This is a genomic window from Mammaliicoccus lentus (genome assembly GCF_947036595.1).
GTDB classification, from domain to species: domain Bacteria; phylum Bacillota; class Bacilli; order Staphylococcales; family Staphylococcaceae; genus Mammaliicoccus; species Mammaliicoccus lentus.
The window spans coordinates 513,028-534,410 of record NZ_OX344834.1 but is presented as its reverse complement, the minus strand read 5'-3'; the positions used below and the strand labels follow the sequence as shown (position 1 = coordinate 534,410).

At 31.3% G+C, this 21,383-nt stretch carries 23 protein-coding genes; 4 read left to right on the top strand and 19 right to left on the bottom strand.

The genetic code is table 11. The features are described 5' to 3' along the window. The first annotated feature begins 9 nt into the window (after window positions 1-9). Window positions 10-927 carry a manganese ABC transporter substrate-binding lipoprotein MntC gene (mntC, locus tag ACNMOQ_RS02415; RefSeq protein WP_416350222.1) on the top strand — a complete coding sequence of 306 codons (918 nt, stop codon included), beginning with the start codon at window positions 10-12 and terminating at the stop codon, window positions 925-927. Window positions 928-2,010: 1,083 nt separating this feature from the next. Here the strand turns inward: mntC and ACNMOQ_RS02410 are convergent. From ACNMOQ_RS02410 to ACNMOQ_RS02375, 8 genes are read right to left on the bottom strand one after another with little or no spacing between them, the layout of a single operon-like run. Then, window positions 2,011-2,502, bottom strand: a complete 492-nt coding sequence (locus ACNMOQ_RS02410; RefSeq protein WP_064211717.1) for a Na+/H+ antiporter subunit G — start codon at window positions 2,500-2,502, stop codon at window positions 2,011-2,013. After that, on the bottom strand, window positions 2,480-2,773 hold the full coding sequence (locus tag ACNMOQ_RS02405) for a Na(+)/H(+) antiporter subunit F1 (protein WP_017000804.1): 294 nt from the start codon (window positions 2,771-2,773) through the stop codon (window positions 2,480-2,482). Before ACNMOQ_RS02405 ends, ACNMOQ_RS02410 begins: the two co-directional genes overlap by 23 nt. After that, window positions 2,773-3,255 (bottom strand): Na+/H+ antiporter subunit E, encoded by a 483-nt coding sequence (locus ACNMOQ_RS02400; RefSeq protein ID WP_017000805.1) that lies wholly within the window; start codon window positions 3,253-3,255, stop codon window positions 2,773-2,775. The genes ACNMOQ_RS02405 and ACNMOQ_RS02400 overlap by 1 nt, the downstream gene beginning before the upstream one ends. A 2-nt stretch (window positions 3,256-3,257) precedes the next feature. Next, window positions 3,258-4,754, bottom strand: coding sequence for a Na+/H+ antiporter subunit D (locus ACNMOQ_RS02395; RefSeq protein WP_064205227.1), 1,497 nt, complete (start codon window positions 4,752-4,754; stop codon window positions 3,258-3,260). After that, window positions 4,747-5,094, bottom strand: coding sequence for a Na(+)/H(+) antiporter subunit C (locus ACNMOQ_RS02390; RefSeq protein ID WP_017000807.1), 348 nt, complete (start codon window positions 5,092-5,094; stop codon window positions 4,747-4,749). The genes ACNMOQ_RS02395 and ACNMOQ_RS02390 overlap by 8 nt, the downstream gene beginning before the upstream one ends. Beyond that, entirely contained in the window at window positions 5,091-5,516 is a 426-nt protein-coding gene (locus ACNMOQ_RS02385; RefSeq protein WP_017000808.1) for a monovalent cation/H+ antiporter subunit B, read from the bottom strand. Before ACNMOQ_RS02385 ends, ACNMOQ_RS02390 begins: the two co-directional genes overlap by 4 nt. Next, the gene (locus ACNMOQ_RS02380) at window positions 5,503-7,902 is read right to left on the bottom strand and encodes a DUF4040 family protein (RefSeq protein ID WP_416350221.1); all 2,400 of its coding nucleotides are present in this window, start codon (window positions 7,900-7,902) and stop codon (window positions 5,503-5,505) included. The genes ACNMOQ_RS02385 and ACNMOQ_RS02380 overlap by 14 nt, the downstream gene beginning before the upstream one ends. Window positions 7,903-7,920: 18 nt before the next feature. Beyond that, window positions 7,921-8,472 carry a tyrosine-type recombinase/integrase gene (locus ACNMOQ_RS02375; RefSeq protein WP_017000810.1) on the bottom strand — a complete coding sequence of 184 codons (552 nt, stop codon included), beginning with the start codon at window positions 8,470-8,472 and terminating at the stop codon, window positions 7,921-7,923. Window positions 8,473-8,609: 137 nt separating this feature from the next. On the opposite strand from ACNMOQ_RS02375, the gene ACNMOQ_RS02370 reads away from it, so the two are divergent. Both ACNMOQ_RS02370 and ACNMOQ_RS02365 read left to right on the top strand, forming a co-directional pair. Then, window positions 8,610-8,819, top strand: coding sequence for a DUF1659 domain-containing protein (locus ACNMOQ_RS02370; RefSeq protein ID WP_017000811.1), 210 nt, complete (start codon window positions 8,610-8,612; stop codon window positions 8,817-8,819). 35 nt (window positions 8,820-8,854) lie between these two features. After that, window positions 8,855-9,070 carry a DUF2922 domain-containing protein gene (locus tag ACNMOQ_RS02365; protein WP_017000812.1) on the top strand — a complete coding sequence of 72 codons (216 nt, stop codon included), beginning with the start codon at window positions 8,855-8,857 and terminating at the stop codon, window positions 9,068-9,070. A 116-nt stretch (window positions 9,071-9,186) separates the two neighbouring features. On the opposite strand, the gene ACNMOQ_RS02360 is transcribed toward ACNMOQ_RS02365, so the two are convergent. Further along, on the bottom strand, window positions 9,187-9,516 hold the full coding sequence (locus ACNMOQ_RS02360; RefSeq protein WP_017000813.1) for a transcriptional regulator, SarA/Rot family: 330 nt from the start codon (window positions 9,514-9,516) through the stop codon (window positions 9,187-9,189). Between the two features lie 262 nt (window positions 9,517-9,778). Here ACNMOQ_RS02360 and ACNMOQ_RS02355 point away from each other — a divergent pair, with 262 nt between their 5' ends. Then, a complete protein-coding gene (locus ACNMOQ_RS02355; protein ID WP_416350220.1) occupies window positions 9,779-11,959 on the top strand; it encodes an AraC family transcriptional regulator in 2,181 nt (726 codons plus the stop codon). 71 nt (window positions 11,960-12,030) lie between these two features. On the opposite strand, the gene ACNMOQ_RS02350 is transcribed toward ACNMOQ_RS02355, so the two are convergent. The 10 genes from ACNMOQ_RS02350 to ACNMOQ_RS02305 all read right to left on the bottom strand — a co-directional run bounded on the left by ACNMOQ_RS02350 (window position 12,031) and on the right by ACNMOQ_RS02305 (window position 21,380). Continuing rightward, complete coding sequence (locus ACNMOQ_RS02350; RefSeq protein WP_416350219.1) at window positions 12,031-12,993, bottom strand: LCP family protein; 963 nt, start codon at window positions 12,991-12,993, stop codon at window positions 12,031-12,033. A 252-nt stretch (window positions 12,994-13,245) separates the two neighbouring features. Continuing rightward, window positions 13,246-13,548 carry a hypothetical protein gene (locus ACNMOQ_RS02345; protein ID WP_017000816.1) on the bottom strand — a complete coding sequence of 101 codons (303 nt, stop codon included), beginning with the start codon at window positions 13,546-13,548 and terminating at the stop codon, window positions 13,246-13,248. Between the two features lie 53 nt (window positions 13,549-13,601). After that, a complete protein-coding gene (locus ACNMOQ_RS02340; RefSeq protein WP_100216304.1) occupies window positions 13,602-14,021 on the bottom strand; it encodes an HTH domain-containing protein in 420 nt (139 codons plus the stop codon). A gap of 162 nt (window positions 14,022-14,183) precedes the next feature. After that, entirely contained in the window at window positions 14,184-15,038 is an 855-nt protein-coding gene (locus ACNMOQ_RS02335) for a MurR/RpiR family transcriptional regulator (RefSeq protein ID WP_194200553.1), read from the bottom strand. A gap of 1 nt (window position 15,039) precedes the next feature. Continuing rightward, window positions 15,040-16,476 (bottom strand): PTS transporter subunit EIIC, encoded by a 1,437-nt coding sequence (locus tag ACNMOQ_RS02330; RefSeq protein ID WP_218688771.1) that lies wholly within the window; start codon window positions 16,474-16,476, stop codon window positions 15,040-15,042. Between the two features lie 17 nt (window positions 16,477-16,493). Beyond that, a complete protein-coding gene (gene murQ / locus ACNMOQ_RS02325; RefSeq protein ID WP_070045080.1) occupies window positions 16,494-17,378 on the bottom strand; it encodes an N-acetylmuramic acid 6-phosphate etherase in 885 nt (294 codons plus the stop codon). Window positions 17,379-17,382: 4 nt separating this feature from the next. Beyond that, window positions 17,383-18,429, bottom strand: a complete 1,047-nt coding sequence (locus ACNMOQ_RS02320; protein ID WP_257504720.1) for a MupG family TIM beta-alpha barrel fold protein — start codon at window positions 18,427-18,429, stop codon at window positions 17,383-17,385. Window positions 18,430-18,621: 192 nt separating this feature from the next. Next, entirely contained in the window at window positions 18,622-19,005 is a 384-nt protein-coding gene (gene panD, locus ACNMOQ_RS02315; RefSeq protein WP_282861947.1) for an aspartate 1-decarboxylase, read from the bottom strand. Between the two features lie 201 nt (window positions 19,006-19,206). After that, window positions 19,207-20,829, bottom strand: a complete 1,623-nt coding sequence (locus ACNMOQ_RS02310; protein WP_135022022.1) for a BCCT family transporter — start codon at window positions 20,827-20,829, stop codon at window positions 19,207-19,209. An 80-nt stretch (window positions 20,830-20,909) separates the two neighbouring features. Beyond that, the gene (locus ACNMOQ_RS02305) at window positions 20,910-21,380 is read right to left on the bottom strand and encodes a thioesterase family protein (protein ID WP_416350218.1); all 471 of its coding nucleotides are present in this window, start codon (window positions 21,378-21,380) and stop codon (window positions 20,910-20,912) included. Window positions 21,381-21,383 lie beyond the last annotated feature (3 nt).

Genomic DNA, 21,383 nt, shown 5'->3' with positions numbered 1-21,383 from the left:
GAGGCATCTATGAAAAAATTATTATTACCTTTAATAGCAATTATTTTAGTTTTGGCTGGTTGTAATCAATCTAACTCTAAAGACGATTCAAAACTAAAAATTGTTACGACGAATTCAATACTTGGTGATATGACTAAAGAGGTTACTAAAGGTAACGCTGAAATTACTAGCGTAGTGCCAATCGGTCAAGACCCCCACGAATATGAAATTAAACCTAAAGATGTTAAAGCTATTACAGATGCTGACATTATTATCTATAACGGCTTTAACTTAGAAAGCGGTAATGGTTGGTTTGAAAAAGCATTAGAACAAGCAAATAAAAAAATCACTGACAAAAATGTTATTCAAGCTACTGAAGATGTAAAACCAATATACTTAAAAGGTGGCGAGGGAGATGAAAAGAAAATTGACCCTCATGCTTGGTTAAGTATTAAAAATGGTATTCAATACGTTAACACTATCGAGAAACATCTTAGTAAATTAGATGATGAACATAAAGATGATTATAAAGCTAACTCTGATAAATACACTGAAAAACTTGATAAATTAGACGATGAAATGTCGAAAGCATTTAACGACATTGATAAGAAAAAACGTGCATTTATTACAAGTGAAGGTGCATTTAAATACTTTGCAAAAGCTTATGACATTACTCCTGGTTACATTTGGGAGATAAACACAGAAAAACAAGGTACACCTGACCAAATGAAACAAGCAGTAAACTTTGTACGTGATCATAATCTTAAAGCATTAACAGTAGAAACAAGTGTAGATAAGAAAAGTATGCAGACTCTAGCTGAAGAAACAAACCTAAAAATTCAAGGTGAAGTCTATACAGATTCAATCGGTACTAAAGATTCCGACGGTAATTCTTACTACAATATGATGGAACACAATGTCAAAGTGATCCATGACACAATGAAATAATAACCCCTCCTCCTCATGTATATAATAAACGAAAAAGGAAGTGGGACAGAAATCTCATTTTAATAAACAGATTTCGTAGTCCCACCCCGGCCTAGGGTTGGAAAAAGCTTGATATAAGCGCATTTTCAATCCAGTCAGCTACTGCCATTATAATTAAAGAGGCTGAGACATGTATTTATGTCCCAGCCTCTTTTTGCTAATTTTTAACTCCATTATTTTTCTTGTCTTTCTTGCTATTATAGCAACTCCTAAACCATATTCCACTTTAGGATTTCCTCGTGCTGATATACGAAAGTGATTTATTTTCAGGTCTGAACCAGAAGAAAAGTTAATTCGTAAGTTTAGTCATTACATAATCCAATAGAGGTGTGTGTAGTTGGATTAATGTCTTAGTAAATCCAACAAGGGTGTGTCTAATTGGATTAATGAAGCAGAAAATCCAATAAAGGTATGTCTAATTGGATTAATGAAGTAGTAAATCCAATAAAGAGCGTCTAATTGGATTAATGAAATAGAAAATCCAACAAAGGTGCGTCTAATTGGATTAATGAAGCAGAAAATCCAATAAAGGTATGTCTAATTGGATTAATGAAATAGAAAATCCAATAAAGGTATGTCTAATTGGATTAATATCTTAGAAAATCCAATAAAGGTGCGTGTACTTGGATTATTGTAGTAGAAAATCCAATAAAGGTATGTCTAATTGGATTAATGAAATAGAAAATCCAATAAAGAGCGTCTAATTGGATTAATGAGATAGAAAATCCAACAAAGGTGCGTCTAATTGGATTAATGTCTTAGTAAATCCAATAAAGAGCGTCTAATTGGATTTAAGTAGTAGTATATCCAACAATATATCAACTCTTGCTTTTATTGATCAATTTCATCCAAAACGATCTAGGGATTTACGTCCCTAGCTCGTTTTTTTATATTAGCAGCGGTTGACTCGATCGAACCATACACTAGACAAGCATGCACGAACAAAATTCTAAATCACATAAAAATAACATCTGATTTCTAACTGAATAAATCATTGAAATCAGATGTTATTTATTTTGAATTGATATTTATGTTCCAGCTGTTTTATTTTAAAGTTGGGTCGTCTTTTTTCATAACTTGCTTATATTTACTGAATGTTTCTTTATCATTTTTAGAGAAAGCTTCGTTCATAATTCTTCTTTTCTCTGCTCTTCTTCGTCTATCTTTTTTAGATTCTTTTCGGTCATATCTAAAGTTCAACGAAGTTCCTTTTTTTGTAAATTCTTTCATAAACATATATGAACCAGAATTATATGCCGCTCGTATAATCATATGACCAGCAACTGGCGATGTTAAATATAAAAATAGTATAGTTAATAAAGTACGAACACTAAAGTAATCTTTCGTTACTAAGAAATAAAAAAATACACCCGTTAAACAAAGTAAAACAGATAATGTAGAGCTTTTTGTAGCAGCATGACTTCTTAGAAAGGAATCTCTAAATCTCACAATACCTATCGAACTAATTAAAGCAGTTATAGAACCTAATAATATTGATATAGCTGCAATTAAACTAACGATCTCGCTTAGATTCAAAGACACGACCCCCTTCAATGAAACGAGATATTCCAACTGTACTTAAGAAGGCTAAAATAGCAATAATTAAACTCGCTTCTAAATAACTGAAGGTGTCATAAACAATGCTCAATATACCTACTGTAGAAACTAAGATTGCACCCATAGCATCAAATGCTATAACTCTATCAGCAGTTGTAGGGCCAATAATTGTTCTAAATAGAACAATTACAATAGATATACCATATATAACTAATGCCGTTTTTATGATAAACATGATAGCTATTTCCATTATTTAAGCACCTCCCAGATTAATTTCTCATACTTCTTAATTTGCTTTGTTAAAATCTTTTTCTCTCTTTCAGAAACATCAATCGCATGTATAAAGAATCGTTGTCCATCTGGTGATAACCTTAATACGACTGATCCCGGTGTTAACATGATTAATAACGTTAATAATGTTATAGCCCAATCTTGTTTTAATGTTGTTTCATAAGTAACAAGTCCTGGATTCAATTTATTTGTTTTAAATAAAATATAATTAATTGTTGTAATACTGGATGTCACAAGCTGATAGTTATAAACACAAATAAATTTAAAAATAACCCATACTTTTTTCATATAAAAAACATGTCCGAAAAATCTATGCATTAAGTAAACGATGAACATACCAATCAAGTAACCTGAAATAAATGTCGATAAATGAAATGTGTCTTCGTCTTGAAATAAAGTCCACAAGAAGGCAATTAAAATATTTAATAATAGTTGTGCCATTATTATTTAGCCTCCACTTCTACATTTGGAATAACTTCTTTAAAATATTCAAGCTCATTCATGTTAAACTGAGCTGCCATTTCAGAAATATTTAATACATATTGAGAAGCAATACCTAATATTATTGTTGTTACTGTTAATATTATCATTGCATATAATTTATTCTTAACAAAAACAACTTTACCAACTTGAGGTACACTTTCTCTGCCGAAATACATTACTAAAAATACGCGTAATAAACTATACATTGCAATGATACTTGAAATAATCATCACGATAACGCCAAATGTATAACCATTTTCAAGTGCGCCTTTAATAATTAATAATTTCCCAGGAAATCCACTGAGTGGTGGTACGCCTCCAATTGATAGTATCGTAATAAAGAATATGACACCTAAACTTGGATAATGTTTAATTAAACCACCAAATTGGTCATAATATCTTGTACCTGTTAATAATACAAAAGTACCTATGATTAAGAATAATAAAGTTTTGATGATCATATCATGTCCGACATAGAATATAGCACCGGTAATCCCTGCTAAATTGTTTGCGCTCAATCCTAATACTGCAAATCCAATAGATAGTATCACTTGGTACGCTGCTATTTTCTTAATATCTTTAAATCCAAGAACACCTATTGATCCAATAATCATTGTAAGTATCGCCATAATGTAAAGTAAGAAATGTGTTACTTCTGGCTTTTGATCAAACATAAGTACCATCACACGAATAAGTGCGTATACACCTACTTTAGTCATTAAACTCGCAAATAAAGCAGCTAATTCTGTATTCAATGCTGCATATGCTTTCGGAAGCCACATAAATACGACAAGCGCTGCTTTACCTCCAAATACAAATATCATGATAATTGCGACTAAAGTAGTCGTGGTAGGTTGGTTACTTTCACTAATTCTCATTGCAATATGACCGAAGTTTAAAGTACCTAACGTACCGTATATATAAGCAACGCCCATTAAGAAGAACCAAGAGCTCACAACGTTAATCACGACGTAAATGATACTTGCTCTTAACTGTTCTATTGATTGACCTAATGTTAATAATACAAATGAAGCTAATAACATTATTTCAAACATTACATATAAGTTGAATATATCAGCAGTTAGAAAACTACCATTAACCCCACTTAATAAGAACAATATAAATGATGGTAAAAAGTAGCGGTTAGCTAACCTTTCTCTCTTACCAAAACCAAAGTATATAATCACTGTGACAACAAAGCAGGAAATAGTAGTGAATAATAAGCTGAGCTCATCACCAACAAACTGAATCCCAAATGGTGGTTGCCAGTCTCCGAAGTTGATAACAAGTGCTTTATTCATACTGACATCGACTAATAACCAACCACTTACAATCGTCGTAAGTGCTAGAAAAGTGATGGCGATACGTCTTGTTAACGCTAATCGTTCTTTAAAGAAGAACAATATTAAACCAATAAATAGTGGTACGAGTAATGGTATAAGTATTAAATTATTCATCTACGTCTTCATCCTCACCGCGTAACGCCTCTATTCTGTTGACTTTCGTCAATTTAAATGTTCTATACACTAAAACAAGTAAAAATGCTGTTATCGCAAAGCCAATAACAATTGCTGTTAAAATTAATGCTTGAGGTAAAGGATCGACATAGTCTTTTCCTTCACCATTTATGAGTGGTACATTTCGACCACCAAATTCGCTCATTGATAAAATCATTAAGTTAGCTACGTGTGTATAAATAGCTGTACCGATAACAATACGAATTAAGTTTTTAGATAAAATCATATACGTTCCAACGAAAGTAAGTACACCAATGATAATGACTAATATTAAATTCAACTGTTATCACCACTTATCGCAAGCATGATTGTTACAATGGATCCTACTACTGTAAGTAATATCCCGAGTTCAAATAATGTTACGCTTGAAAGATGAATTTCACCTAATAGTGGGAACGTAATATATCCATCTTCATGTGTTAACATTGGATGTCCAAAGAACATTGGTATAATCGCTGTGCTCATTGACACTAGACACCCTATAATTGTAACTGCTCTAAAATCTATCGGTAATGATTGAACAACTGTCTCAACATCAAATGCTAAGAACATTAAGATAAACGCAGAACTAAATACTAATCCACCAATAAATCCACCACCAGGATTATCGTGTCCCGCAAGGAATATATAAAAGCCGAATGTCAGAATGATAAATATTGCGATTTTTGATATGGTTTCTAATACTACATCATTTTCTTTCATCAGGCTCATCCTTTCTTATCTTAAATTTAACGAGTGTATAAATACCTAGTCCGGCAATCAATATAACGATTCCTTCTAACATTGTATCTAACGCTCTAAAGTCTCCTAAAATACCATTTACGATATTTTTAACACCTGCTAATTCATCAGCGTTATCATAATAATAAGAAATTTTATCGAATAGATTATCTTGTTGCATCATGATAACAAAAATTACGACAAATACCGCCATTAAGAGTGCGATTGCTAATTTAACGATTTCTGCTAAAACATTTGGTTTATCTTTCTGAACGTTTGGCAAATGGAAAAATACTAATAAAAATAAGACTGTCGTAATAGTTTCAATAACCAATTGCGTTAAAGCTAAATCAGGTGCTTTCATAAATATGAAAACAACAGCAATCGAATAACCGATTACACCATTTAAAATAGTCATTGTCATTCTTTCTCTAATAAACATTAATGCTGTCGCTGTAATCACAATGTTAATCAATATAATAATCTCGAATGTTGAAGCTTCTGTAATATGGTAATACGCAATATCGTAAATACCGACATGATATATGCCATATGCCATAAGTACGAAAAATATTACATAAATGATGTGTAAATATTGATTCAATCTATTATTCATTACAATTTGAATTAAATATGCGCTTACCCGATCCAGTAAAGTCATACCTTTATTATAAATTGTATTGATTTCTATATTTTTTGATACTTTGCTATAAATAAATGTCCAATTTGGCCACATTACTAATAATGTACCTATTAAATATATTCCTATAGTTAAAAACAATTCAGTTGTAAATCCATGCCACGCTTGAATATGAGGTATATATTCCATTACTTTATCCGATTGGAATATATCACGTAACGCTGGACCTATTAAATATTTTCCTAATACATTTGGAATAAAGAAAAATAACGGTACAAATATTACAATTAAAACAGGCGCTATAAGAAGTCCCCCGCCATCATGACGTGGTACTTTAGGCAATTGTTTTTCTTTCATTTCCCCAAAGAATGGCTCTTTTATTAACTTTAAACAATAAACAAAAGTAAAAATACTACCTATAAATCCTGCTGCTATCATCACAAAAGACATCGTTTGATTGAAAATATCCACTTGTCCTGTCTCTACCAGACTAGTGAAGAACTTTTCTTTACTCAAAAAACCATTAAATAATGGAATACCTGCCATAGATAAAGCAGAGATTGACATTACAATTGCTGTAATAGGCATTACTTTTCTTAACCCGCCCAATTTATTAACATCTCTTGTTCCTGTTTCATGGTCTATAATACCTACTCCCATGAACAGTACACTTTTGAAAATAGCGTGGTTAATTAAATGAAATAAAGCTGCAAATAAAGCTGCAATAAATATTTCATGTCCCGCTTCAAACCTTTGATTTAAAGCTAACAAGCCTAAACCAATCATAGACATAATCATACCTAATTGACTGATTGTAGAATATGCTAATAAAGCTTTTAAATCTTTTTTACTTACTGCAAAGAAAGATCCTACTAACATTGTAACTAACCCGACTGTTACAACTGTATACACGACCCATTCACTTTGACCAATAATAGGTGTAAATCTAAGTAATAAATACAAACCAGCTTTAACCATAGTAGCTGAGTGTAAGTAAGCACTAACAGGCGTTGGCGCTTCCATAGCATCTGGCAACCATATATGAAATGGAAATTGTGCTGATTTTGTAAACGCACCGAGTAAGATTAAAATGACTGCAAGTACAAACCATGGTGATTGAAACACTTCATCAATCATACCGACTTGTTCAGTAATTGTATTCGTACCCGTAATGCTATATAACAATATCAACCCTACGAGCATAGCCATACCACCAAAAACGGTAATCAAGAAAGATTTAAGTGCCCCTTCCTGGCTTCTTTCTCTTTGATACCAATATGCAATGAGTAAGAAAGAAGATATACTCGTTAATTCCCAAAATGAATATAGCAAAATTGTATTATTAGAAAGTACAACACCTAACATTGCCAACATAAACATTAGCAAGTATGTGTAAAATCTTGGGAGATTATCTTTTTCATGAGAAAGATAATAAATAGCGTAAAGGAATACACCTGCGCCAATGAGTGAAATAAGAAGTGCAAAAATTAAAGATAAACCATCTAATCTCAAATCTAAATTAAAATCAATTATAGGTATCCACTCTTTAAAAAAAGAAACAGTATGCCCACTCGATATGTATTTAATTTGACTCAAAAAATAAATGGAACTTATTAGCGGCGCGATTAAACTTATCCAACCAGCAAAGCGGCTAAATTTAGTATTCATAGTCATAAGGACAATAGCCATTACAACTAAGATGGTGAAGAACAACCATATTAAAGCCATACACGAACTCCTTTCTTTTTATATATTTAGTTCTATTGTTGTTTCTTTTTTTATTGTGGTTACATCTATAAATTTTAAAGTTTCTAACAACGATTGATGACCTAAATATTTTTGTATTATTGAAACTGATACACCCGATTTAAATGCATGAAACGCAAAAGTTTTCCTTAAGGAGTATAGACCAATATTTTTCAATCCAACTTCTTCTGCAGCAACATGAATGATCCGATATGCTTGTTGTCTAGACAATTGTTTCTTCGTCTTGATAGATCTAAATACAAAGTCTTCTTTTCCTAACATTTCCATACGTATATAAGATGACAAACTTGATCTTAAGTGCAATGGAATCACTACTTTAATCAAATCCTTTTTATCATTTACCCAGTTAGAAATAATGTCGTTATCTTCATCTAGTAAATCTTGAACAGTTAAATTTAATAATTGATTTACTTTAATACCTGTATGAATAGCAAGACTAAATAATAAATAATCTCTTTCACTGTGTGATTTTAATACTTCATACATCGCTCTAATATCATCTTTATTCTTAATTGGAGATACTTGTTGCATGCATTTCGTCCATCCTTCCTAATTAAGGTACATATTAATAATAATATATATTTGAGTAACATGAAAGAATTTTTAACTAATTTGTGGTCGTTTTTTTAATCTCATTTCGATATATAAAGTGAAAGGAGGTTAGCAAAATGGCAACAGTTAAAGACATCAACATCATATTGTTACATCAGTACTTAGATGAGAATGCCAAAGTGAAAAATGTTCAAAGAAAATTTAAAGCAATTAAATTAAATGTAACAAATGAACAAGTTAAAACTTTTAAAGGCATTATCGAAACGTTATCTGACGAAAAGTTCAAAGATGCTTATATCGTCAAAACAATTCAGATAGAAGATTAATTCTATCCTCTAAATCTACCAAGGAGGTGAATTTCATGAAACTTGTATTAGAACTTACTTTTAAAACTTCAACAGATAAAACTTTCACATTACAGATCCAAAACCCAAAACGTGATCTCACTGAAGAAAACGTACGCCAGGCGATGGATAGTATTTTAAAATTAAATTTATTTGATTTATCTAAAGGTGAATTAGTTTCTATTCATTCAGCGCACTACGTAGAACGCTCAACACGTACTGTAATCAAGTAATTTTATAATACCCTTTTAAATCATTTTTAAATTCTATAGAAAAACCCAAAGAAAATCTTTTCACTTGAAAGGATTTCCTTTGGGTTTCTTTTTGAATAATTAAACCTATTGTTGTTTTATATGTCTTTTGCTATTTGTTCGTATTGAGCCTTTTGTTCGTCTTCCATGTAATAGTAAACTTTTCTTTCATCTAGCTCACTTCTATATTTATTAATATAATCTTTTCTATATAATTTTGCTAAATTTGTTCCAATGTTAGAAGGTTTCGTTTGAAGTTCTGTTAGCTTCCCGTTAAGTATTTCTTTAATTGTAATTTCTTCAGATCTATAGATTTCTTCTAATATTATAAAATCAACTAATGTTAAACGTTTTTCGTTTTTTAAATTTGCGATTTTATTCTCATAATCTATCATATCTTGAATAATCTTGTTGAAATTCCCTGTCATTCTATATACCTCCATTTTAATATTTTCCCCGTTTTTAATAGTTTACAATACAACAATAGCATTAAGTATTATTGTAAACCGTTTTAATTTCAGATTTTGATTAAATCAATTCATTTATTTGATTTATTATCATCTTTCTTATAAAAATTATTTAATAATCCAACTTTTTCTTACTTTTTTTGATATAATAGTTTAAAATGTAATAAAAATATGACATTATTTGATATAAAATGTAATATCTTAGTGAAGATGAGGTGAAAAAGTGTACAATTACGACATTTCATTGCATAAAGAAGGCATTATTAACCCTAAAAAGTTAGGTTATGGTGCATTATGTTTTGTGCTAGAAGGAAAAGCAATATTAACTTTAAATCAAAAAACATATACATTTACCGTCGGTGACTTATTTTATTTACAGGATAATGACAATTACTTACCAGTAATAAACGACGGCTTAGTCGCAGTATTACATATTGGATATTCAATGATGGAAAGTTTAAGTGGCGAAGAGTCTTACCTATATTGGATACCGAAAACTACAAAAACAAATCAATTAAATAAATATAAACATCAAATAAAGGATTTATTTATAAGAGCTATTTTAGCAGATTTAACGAATATAAAGATTAGACGTAGCCATTATATCGTTGAAATTTATAAAATTATGTATGAGCGTTTTAAAGAAGAAACAAATTATTATGGACAAACAGAAATGGAATTAACAGGACTTATACGTAAAGTGAAGCAATATGTTGATAAGCATTACCAAGAAAAACTATCACTGAACCTCGTAGCTGACTTTTTCTTTATTTCTCCTGAACATTTATCACGTGAGTTTTCTAGACAAATAGGTACGACGTTCACTCAATATTTGAAAGAAACACGTTTGTTCCAAACTACTTACGCCTTGTTATTTACACAATTTAAAGTCGAACAAATTGCAGACTATCATGGATTTTCTAGTTACCATAATTTCAATCGTCAATTTAAAGAACAATTTCAATTAACCCCTAAACAATATCGTTTAATGTATCAACAGAAAAAAATAAGTAAAAAAACTGAGACAATGACAGAAGATGAGCGTAAAACTTTAATTTCTAAATTGCAAAAAATGATGCATAATAAGTCTCTCGTTCATGAGTACAAACATTTAACTTTTAAAGATTTACCTTTACAAAAATTAAAGGCTAACCATAAAACTTATTTACATATCGGTGACGTTAATGATTTTTATACTCCATTCCTTGGTACAATATTGGAAACTGTAGAAAATATACCTCGTCAGCCTATCATTGTTATTCACTGTTCATTAAAATCATTTTTCTGCGATATAGAAAAACATAAGTATCGACATAATTTAGCTTTTTGTTTAAGCCTGTTTTCAGATACAAATATAACGCCATGTATAAAAATATATGATTTTGATGTACAAGATCATATGTTCAAAAGTAAATGGTCAGAATTTATAGATGTTATACATAACTATTTCGTTAATAAACAAGGTGAATTTTACTTTGATATCAAGTATCACGAACTCACGCATATACAATCTCAAATTAATGACTCTAAAGAAAGCTTACCTGATTTACAAATAATGATAAATGGACCTGATCCATTTAAACATGATTACGAGCAACTTGATATAGATATGCAACTATGTAAAAATGTCGATTCTTTTGCAATATCTTATAGCTTTAATGAGTTATTCGACTTTAACAAAATGAATAATCATGATATAGCGAAAATAAAAAGTGACTATACTGAAAAGCTTATTCACAATTTAAAATTCATGAAGAACAATAATAAAAACGTCGTACCTATAGAATGGAATGTCATTCATGGTGATTCGAGGACGATGAGTGATTTTTATTTCAATGCTGCTATTATTGTAGATCATTTATTAAGCATCACAACTTATGTGTCTGGTTTAGGCTTCTGGTTATTAGAGGAAACTTCAGCCGATCTCGCAACTATAAATCAACCTTTATCACTACATTTAAAACACCACTGTAAAAGTCCTGTTAATTATTTAATATATATATTAACGTACTTTAACCAACAAGAATTCGAAAAAGGACAAAATTATATTAAGTTCGAGCAACACAATAAAATATTTTTCCTTTTATTTAATTATGAACTATATAATCCAAATGATATCAACTACCAGAATAATGTTGGTATTAGTCTTTCTTACCGTGACATACCTTTTAATACTTTTAGAGTAACTAACATTACATTTGATCAGGATAACGGTAATATCTTCAAAGCAATTAGAAAATTAGATAACGAACGTTTTAATATTGATTATTTCAACACAGTTCTATTAGATAAATATTGTTCTCCAGATATAGAAATGGCTGATTATAATTCTAAGGATGTAGATGAGACATATTATTTAAAAACTAACGCTATCAAATTGCTTATTATTCAAAAAAGAAGTTAAATACAAAAATGCACCTCAAAATTTGAGGTGCATTTTTTTGTTTAAAGATTAATATTTTCTAATATTATACTTTATTCCAAACCTAGATTTTCTCTATATGAGTCTACTATATCTTTCTTGCTAGCGTCACTAGGTACAAAGTAATATAATCCATCATCTAAAATTGAATCTTGTCCTTCTAACTGATTACGATCTACATTATCTAAAGCATCATTATATTTAGATCTTAAATCATTTAGTTGTCCAATCTTCATATCTGTTTTAACATTATCACCTAAAGTATCAAAGATTTGATTAATTTTAGGTAAAGATCCTACGCTAACTAATTCGTTAGCTAGTGCTTGAATCACTAATTGTTGACGTTCTTGTCGACCAAAGTCTCCACCAGCGCCTTCTTCTTTTCTACTTCTAATAAATGCTAACGCTTCTTCACCATTTAATTTGTATTTTTGGCCTTTAACATATGATTTTCCTTTAACCGTAAACGTAGAATTACTTGTAACATTTACGCCACCTGCATAATCTACTAAATCTTTAACGCCATCCATATTAATTGTTGCATAATGGTCTACCGGTACGTTCATTAATTTTTCTACAGAGTTAATCGCCATTTTAGGGCCACCATATGCATACGCATGGTTAATTTTTTCTACAGAATCATTGCCAACAATTTCCGCTCTAGTATCCCTAGGAATACTAACCATTACAGTTTTCTTCTTATCTGGATTTATAGATAATAAAACGATTGAATCCGAACGCTCTCCTCCACCTTCTGCTGATCTTGTAGAGTCGGAATCAATTCCAAATAAAGCTATCGAAATAGGATCTCCATTAGTATCTACTGCGTTCTTTCTAAGTTCAGATTTATCTCTATCCAGTGGGTTATGTATCGTATTACCTAATGCAAAAAACTTATACACAAAATAGCCAATAATAATTAAAAACGCAATTAATAACACAATAATAATAGTTGTTACAATTTTAAATGCTGCTGATTTAGGTTTCTTTGCAGAACGCTCATATTGATTTGCCACGTATTCTCAGTCCATTCTTATTTTATTTTTTCTTTATTATACATTTATTAGATGTAATTTGCCAATATACACATAATTATTTCACACTATAGATTTCTTTAAAAAATATATAATATTATCATATTAAATGATATATCTTTTTTCTGTAAAATCTATACATTTTATGTTAGAGTACTTATATAAGTCTACAACGTTACTTATTTAAATTTTTTTAGACATATTAAACGGGAAAGAGGATGAGATTCGGCGATCTCATCCTCTCTTTTTTCTGTTCTTTTTAGATTTATTAGATTTAATAACTTTTGTGGTCATTTGCATATCTTCGTCTTCAGGATATCTAATCCTTACAACATCTCCATAGAAGAGTCTTTCTTCTCCGTATCTTTTACATAAAGATAATTCAGGGTATACTTCTTCTATTTTCGCAATATATTTATAAGATTTATCTCTCTTTAATACGTCTATAAAATAGCCAGGTTCTAAATATCTATCTGAACCTGCATTTACAACAAACGAGGTATCATCTAATATTCTTATAATTTCTACTTGTTTCATAATAACACGCTAACTTTCCTTAATTCTTAAAATATGATGTTTATGATGAGCAATTAGTTGACTGATTTTAAAGTTTCATAAAGTTGAAGAACGTTTAGTATAAGATTTCTCTCTTCGTTTCTATCAATTTTCTTAGAATTTATTAATTTTTTAATTGTTTTCTTTTTAACATTACATAATTTGGCAATTGACTTATTTGGTAAATTATACTCTTTTTTCAATGTTTTTTCAATAAAATATTTAGTATACTTTAAAGCATCTTCGTGCTTACCAATAGATTCAAAATAATTTAAACGCTTTTCAATTTCGTTTCTTTGTTTGTCTGTTAAAACACCTTGATTCCCATGCATAAGCAATTCATACTTTTCTTTAGGCAAGTTTAATAGTTTTCTCATTTGCTTATCTTCTAGACTAAATGCATCAATTACATTGTTAATTCTACTGGTGTAATTTTTCTTATTAGATTTTGCCATCATTATGCACCTCCACTCATAATATATATACCCCGTGACAATCTGTATAAGCGGAGAAAGTGTAATAACTTACTTTCTTTCATCTTTTTTCAGTTCTTACATATTATTTAAATACACTGAGAGTCCGGGACATAAATTGTTGTCCCGGACTCTATCAAACATTTATTCTGTATATAATTCAACTGCATCTCTCGTTTTACTCATCGTTATTACATGTTCATCATAATCTCTTGATAAATAGCTATAAAATAATATATCAAGCGTCATCAATTGCGATATAAGAGAACTCGTAGCTGCTAATCTTAAACTTTCTTCTGAACTTGCATCATGTGTTAATTGATAGTCAGATTGTTGTGATAAAGATGAACTTTTTGATTGAGTCAGACTTATTACTTTAACATTATATTTATGTGCAACTTTAGCTAAAGATAGTGTTTCACTATTCTCACCAGAGTTAGAAATTCCTATCAAAATACAATCTTTATTATGTGAAGCTATTGCTGTAGCTAAAAAGTGAGTGTCTAAAGAATGAATAACTTGTTTACCAATTCTAGTAAATTTTTGATATAAATCTTGTGCTACTAAACTTGAAGCACCTACACCAAAAACTATAATTGTTTTTGCCTCATACAATTGATCAATAATGGCATTTACACTGCTACTCTCGATTAATTTTTCAGTCATTTCAAGTGTATGTGATGCTCGTGTAATAAGTTTCTTACTAATAGACGATACTGTTTCATCTTGTTTAATTTCTTGATATATACTTTTTTCATGTTGAGGCATATACCTAGAAATAGACAGTTTCAAATCAGTAAAACCTTTAAAATCTAATTTGTGCGTACAACGTATAACGGAAGCAGCACTTGTGTTTGTTATCGTGCCTAACTCCTTAGCGCTTAATTCAATTATCTTTTCAGGATAATCGACAAAGTACTGTGCTATACGCTGTTCTCGTTTAGTTAAACGAGACATATTTTCTTTAATAAACATAAGTACGTGTTGATGTTCGCTCATATTAATCCTCATCCAATTCTTGTGGTGCTGTCATTTCTTTGTTCGTTCCAAATAAATATGTGAAAATAAAGCCTCCTAAATAAGCTGCTAATAAACCTGCAATATATCCTACATACATATTATGAGATATTAACGGTATAAGGGATACGCCACTCGGCCCAATTGCACTTGCACCAATATGTCCGATGGCGCCTATAACTGCACCTCCGACTCCACCACCGATACAAGCTGTAATAAATGGTCTACCTAGAGGTAAAGTTACCCCGTAAATCAATGGTTCTCCAATTCCTAAAATTCCTACTGGTAGAGCACCTTTTAGAAGGTTAATGATTTTTTTATTTTTTCTACATCTAACCCATAGGGCAAATGCTGCACCTACTTGACCTGCACCAGCCATAGCAAGTATTGGTAATAAGTAAGTAGCACCTGATTGATTAATCATTTCTATATGAATTGGTGTTAATACTTGATGCAATCCAAACATAACTAAAGGTAAGAACGTTGCACCTAATATAAATCCACTAAATGCTCCACCTATATTTAAGACCCAATCAATTACGCCTAACAAGCCGTTAGAAATAAAACCTGCTATAGGCATGATTACAAAGATTGTTCCTAACCCCATAATAAATAATGTAATCGTCGGAGTAACAATAATATCTACAGCAGTCGGTACAATTTTGTGTAATCTTTTTTCAATTAAAGATAGCAACCAAACAGCTATAATAACCCCAATTACACCACCTTGCCCTGCTTCAAGTGGTTCGCCATTAAAAATATTTTTCAGTGGACTTTCTGGATCCATGCCAGTCAACATAGTTGTACCACCAATTACACCACCTAAGCCAGGTGTTGCACCAAATTCTTTTGCAGCATTAATACCTACATAAATGACTAAGTAAGCAAAAATACCATCTTTTATAATATTAAATACTAAAACAAATTGTTCCCATGATGCTCCATCGATTGTGCCGGCTGTTAACAGGTTAGAAAGTACAGCAGAAATACCACCAATTAAACCGGCACCCACAAATGCAGGAATAAGAGGTACAAAAATATTAGCTATCGATCTCAACACTCTTTTGAAAGGTGTTTGATTTTTCTTGTTAATATTTTGTTTAAACAGATCCGCTTCTTGTTCTACTTTCTCTTTATTACTTTGATTTTTCTTAATTGTTTCGCCTAGTGGTACGCCAATAATAGAACTCATTTCATTGGCTACTTTATTTACAGTCCCCGGTCCAACTACCACTTGAATCATATCATCTTCTACAACCCCCATCACACCTTTGATATTTTTTAAACCTTCAATATCAACTTTAGTGTAGTCGACGATACTCATTCTAACCCTTGTCATACAATGAATGACTTTTTCTAAATTGTCTTTTCCCCCAACTTTATCAAGTATCTCTTTGGCCATTTCTTTTTCTTTAGACATATACATACACCCCTTGTTTACGTATTTCTCACAAACCCTTTAGCTTTTTCTAATTTCTGAATGGCTTCTTCTTTACTCACATTGTGCATGCCCATAACAATTGCCACTTTTACTTGTTCATCGCTTTCTTCAAAAAGTTTCTGGCTTTCTTCATATGAACACCCTAAAACTTCTTGAATCATATTAATAGCACGTTGTACAAGTTTTTTGTTGGTTGGTTTAACATCAATCATTAAGTTTTCATAAACTTTTCCTATACCAACCATCGCACCAGTTGAAATCATATTTAAAATGAGTTTTTGAGCTGTGCCTGCTTTCAACCTTGTTGAGCCTGTTAAAACTTCTGGACCAACATCAACTTGAACCGGAAAATCAGCGTAATTTCCTACTTCTGATTGTTGATTACATGTTACACAACCAGTAGGAACGCCTATGCTTTGGGCGTATTTTAATCCACCTATAACATATGGTGTTCTTCCACTAGCAGCAATACCTATAACCGTGTCATTTTCGTTTATATTTAAATTTCTTAAATCTTGTTCCCCTAATTCTAAATCATCTTCAGCCCCTTCTACTGCAACCGTCATTGCTTCTGGACCACCTGCAATTAAACCTATTACGACGTCTGGCGTGACACCAAACGTTGGGACACATTCCGCAGCATCCAATACCCCTAATCTTCCGCTCGTTCCTGCTCCCATGTAAATTAACCTTCCACCATTGTTTAAGCCCGTAATAGCTCTTTTAATCAATTCGGCTATCGCATTATTCTCTAACTTAATTTGCTCGGCTACTTTTTGATCTTCTGTATTCATCACTTCAACAAATTGTTCTGGCGTTAAAGTATCTAGTTTTGATGAATATTTATTTCTTGATTCAGTAGTTAGTTTTTTTATGTCCATCACATTATCCCCTTTTAATAAATTGGAAAGCCTGTCCAGCACCAATCATATTTATACAATCTAAATTGCTACTAGAAACACGCCCAATAACATTCACGGCTTCATTTGCTTCTAAATCTCTCTTGACGATTTGCAGTTCGTTCATGTATCGCCCATATTTCAAGTTATCTAATGTAACGGTCCCCTTAACTCTTTCAGTCGTATTATCTGGTTTAACTTCCCCTTGAAAACTCATCCTTGCCTCTTCCGCTCTTACTACATCTCTCGCTTGGTCTTTCCTATTATGAAAAATTCTCCCTGTTACATCTTTTAAAGCAGGTGTTTCCTCTTCAATATAAAGACTTACGATTCCATTATTAAAATAATCATGAAATTGATTTATGATATCTAAGTCTATGCTTGTGTCCCCAATACAAACAACGTCGATATCATATTTTAATAATTGATAAGCAGCATATAAAGGATGTATATTTCTGTGTGCTTCAAGTGTTGGTAATCCTCTAAAGATAGGCCCTCTTAATTTAGTACCAGGGACAAATGCCATAATTTTCACATCCGGAAAAACATCCCTTATTTCTTTGTTTTTAGAAATGAAAAACTCATTTTCTAAACCTGTTTCCGGTCGTGGGTAATAATTATGTGCAACCATCACTTTTGATAAGTCTATATCTTTAGCTTTAAGTTGATAGAGCAATTCGACAGCGTCAGTACTTGCGTTACATACTACATTAACTTCATTTAATAAAGATATAATATCTTCTATCTCCAATGATATATCTAATCTTATAAAATCTATTCCAGCATCTTTTAAAGTAGTAGGCTTTTTATACGACAATCCTAAAGTCTTAAACGTTTTAGGATTTGCATCTGCAATAATCTCTGCTCTACCATTTACTATTTTATTTAACTCTTTTAATTTGGTTAAATACAACATTGGATCATCTTCTGGTATTTGCAATGAAGTAAATACATATTTGGCACCTTCATTAAGCATTGTTTCAATATAAGTCTTATCAAATGGTTCTCCTAAATAAACAGAAAAGCCTAGCATTTCAACACACTCCTTATTGGAATCGCTTACATTATCTCACTTTTGGAATGAAATTTCAATATAATATTAAAATATAACTAGAAATGAAATGAAATTACAAAAAGCTTTAAAGTTCAAAATAAAAGTTCTGAACTTTAAAGCTTTTTAGATTAATAATAGTATTAAGGCAAGTATATTCATGACATAGCCACTTTATAATATGATTTCATTTTCCTTCTCATGAATCATTTCAATAATTTCATTACGTTCATTCATTACTGCTACTTTAGGTGATAAATTTTTAGCTTCTTCGTTTGTAACTTGTACGTAATTCATAATGATAATAATATCATCTACTTGAACTAAACGTGCAGCTGCACCATTCAAACAAATCTTACCGCTTCCTCGTTCACCTTCAATTACATAAGTTTCTAATCTTGCACCGTTATTATTATTAACGATTGCTACCTTTTCATTCGGCAAAATATCTACTGCATCAAGAATATCTGCATCTATAGTAATACTACCTACGTAATTTAAATTTGCTTCAGTTACCCTCGCACGATGAATTTTTCCATACATCATAGTTCTTATCATGCTTTTCATCTCCATATGTTTTTTTATAGTTATTATCATCATACAATTATATTTTCATACGTCAACAATTAAATTCTGAGACGTCTTTCTTCTATTATATAGTTGTTAAAGTGTATTCAAATATCATAATAAATGAAAAAAGCACTAACTCGTTATATATAATTCAACGAATTAGTGCTCAAAATTTATATTAAAAATTATTTATTTCTTTTCCCACCATCTATCATTTTTGGCATACCTGATAGAAAGTGTACGACGTTCTCTTTCTTTATGAAGTCGAGAGCGTTCTTCTAGTTTAATACGATCGTTGCTTAGCGTTTTGATGAAGGATACCATCAGCAAAATAAATATTATAATCAATGGCACACCTGCAATGATTGAGGCGGTTTGTAACAGATTTAAAATCTCATCCCCACTGATTAGCATAAGTGCTAACGGAATAAATGATAACGCAAATGCCCAGAATAATCTGTTCCAACGATATGGCTCGTCATCTACTTCAGTTTGTGTTGCTCCTGCTAAGATGTATGAACCTGAGTCGAAAGTAGTCGCTAAATAAATGACTGCTGTAATTACGAATATAACGATAACGACATTACTCATTGGTAACTGCTCTAAAATGGACATAATCGCAGCGGGTCCTTCTTTTTCTTGAAGTACTTTTGTAACAGAGAATTTACCAGTAATCTCTAGCCATAAACCATAGTTACCTAATATTCCGAAGAATAGTGTACAGCCAAGGGTACCGTATCCAAGTGTACCTAAAATAACTTCTTTTAACGTACGTCCTTTAGAAATACGGGCTATGAATAATCCTACGAATGGTGCGTATACTAACCACCAAGCCCAGTAGAATATTGTCCATGATTGTGGGAAGTTGTCTTTTGAAATATTACCAAGCCCACCAAATGGTTCTAACCATGTTGCCATTCTGAAGAAATCACGGAACATTAAACCTACACTGGAAAGCGTTGTTTCCATTATAAATACTGTTGGTCCAACAATAAATACAAATAATAATAATATAAACGTTAACCAAATATTAATGTCGCTTAATATTTTAATACCGTAATTAATACCTGAGTAAGAACTTGCTGCAAATATCAATGTTGATATGCCTAGTATCGTTAATCGTAGCCAAGTTGAACTACCATCTAAACCTGTTAGTGAGCCAACTCCTTCAGCAATCATTGGTGTAGCAAGTCCTAAAGTAGTACCTGCACCACCTAGTAAACCAAAAATGAAGAGAACATCAATCATTTTACCAGGCCATTTGTCAGTGTATTTTCCTATTAGTGGTCGACATGCATGACTAATACGTATAATAGGTTGTTCTTTTACATAAAGCGAATAAGCGATTGGAAGTGCTGGCAAGACATATATTGCCCAAGCAATAGGTCCCCAGTGAAACATTCCATATGTAGCAGCATAATTAATTGCTTCTTCACTACGTGGTTTGATATGAAACGGTGGACCATCATAATAATATGCCCATTCGATAATACCCCAATATAAAATACTAGAGCCGATACCTGCACAGAATAACATTGCTGCCCAACTCATCGTATTAAATTCAGGTTTATCATTAGGTTTACCTAGAACAATTCCACCATATTTACCAAATGCGATATAAAGTATAAAGATTAAAACAGCTAGACCAATTCCTAAATAAACAGCACCTAATTTTGAGGTTATTAGATCATTAAGTGATAATATTACTTGACTACTTGCATCTGGAAATGCAATTAAGGGTATAACTACAGATAGCAATATAAGTAAAGAAATTGTAAATGTAACCCAATCCATCAATTTAAATTTTTTCACAATTTACTCATCCTTTAATTTAGTGATTTTTTCATATAATAAGGACTATCTGCATCATACAAACAGTCCTAGTTATACTTTTATTTACGTTTAATGCCTATTTGACGTCCTAATTCACGTGGTAATGAATCGTCTTGTTTCTTAACTGACTCATTTTTAATTTGCTCCATAATATTATCTGGAAACGCACTAGGACGGCCACTTTCGACATCGATTCCCATTAACATTACTTCATAAGTAGAGCATAATTCGTTTGAACCATTAAACATATTCATGAATACATGACATCTCTTCTGATCAAAGTCTATTAATTGTACACTGACATTTAACGTTTCATTTTTAGGTACTTCTTTTTGGTAAGTAATATGATTTTCTAACGTAAATACAGTATATTTAATATCTTTAATCGTTTGAACATCTAACCCTATGTGAGCAAGCCAAGCATCAGTTGCTTGACTGAACACACGGTTATATTCTGCATCATTCATATGGTTGTTATAATCTAACCACTCATTCTGAACAGTTGTTTGATAGTTGAAAAAGTTAGACACGAC

Coding starts and splice junctions, on each gene's coding strand:
- mntC (WP_416350222.1), top strand. CDS start 10: ATGAAAAAATTATTATTACCTTTAATAGCAATTATTTTAGTTTTGGCT.
- ACNMOQ_RS02405 (WP_017000804.1), bottom strand. CDS start 2,773: ATGGAAATAGCTATCATGTTTATCATAAAAACGGCATTAGTTATATAT.
- ACNMOQ_RS02400 (WP_017000805.1), bottom strand. CDS start 3,255: ATGGCACAACTATTATTAAATATTTTAATTGCCTTCTTGTGGACTTTA.
- ACNMOQ_RS02395 (WP_064205227.1), bottom strand. CDS start 4,754: ATGAATAATTTAATACTTATACCATTACTCGTACCACTATTTATTGGT.
- ACNMOQ_RS02385 (WP_017000808.1), bottom strand. CDS start 5,516: ATGAAAGAAAATGATGTAGTATTAGAAACCATATCAAAAATCGCAATA.
- ACNMOQ_RS02380 (WP_416350221.1), bottom strand. CDS start 7,902: ATGGCTTTAATATGGTTGTTCTTCACCATCTTAGTTGTAATGGCTATT.
- ACNMOQ_RS02375 (WP_017000810.1), bottom strand. CDS start 8,472: ATGCAACAAGTATCTCCAATTAAGAATAAAGATGATATTAGAGCGATG.
- ACNMOQ_RS02370 (WP_017000811.1), top strand. CDS start 8,610: ATGGCAACAGTTAAAGACATCAACATCATATTGTTACATCAGTACTTA.
- ACNMOQ_RS02365 (WP_017000812.1), top strand. CDS start 8,855: ATGAAACTTGTATTAGAACTTACTTTTAAAACTTCAACAGATAAAACT.
- ACNMOQ_RS02360 (WP_017000813.1), bottom strand. CDS start 9,516: ATGACAGGGAATTTCAACAAGATTATTCAAGATATGATAGATTATGAG.
- ACNMOQ_RS02345 (WP_017000816.1), bottom strand. CDS start 13,548: ATGAAACAAGTAGAAATTATAAGAATATTAGATGATACCTCGTTTGTT.
- ACNMOQ_RS02340 (WP_100216304.1), bottom strand. CDS start 14,021: ATGGCAAAATCTAATAAGAAAAATTACACCAGTAGAATTAACAATGTA.
- ACNMOQ_RS02335 (WP_194200553.1), bottom strand. CDS start 15,038: ATGAGCGAACATCAACACGTACTTATGTTTATTAAAGAAAATATGTCT.
- ACNMOQ_RS02330 (WP_218688771.1), bottom strand. CDS start 16,476: ATGTCTAAAGAAAAAGAAATGGCCAAAGAGATACTTGATAAAGTTGGG.
- murQ (WP_070045080.1), bottom strand. CDS start 17,378: ATGGACATAAAAAAACTAACTACTGAATCAAGAAATAAATATTCATCA.
- ACNMOQ_RS02320 (WP_257504720.1), bottom strand. CDS start 18,429: ATGCTAGGCTTTTCTGTTTATTTAGGAGAACCATTTGATAAGACTTAT.
- panD (WP_282861947.1), bottom strand. CDS start 19,005: ATGATAAGAACTATGATGTATGGAAAAATTCATCGTGCGAGGGTAACT.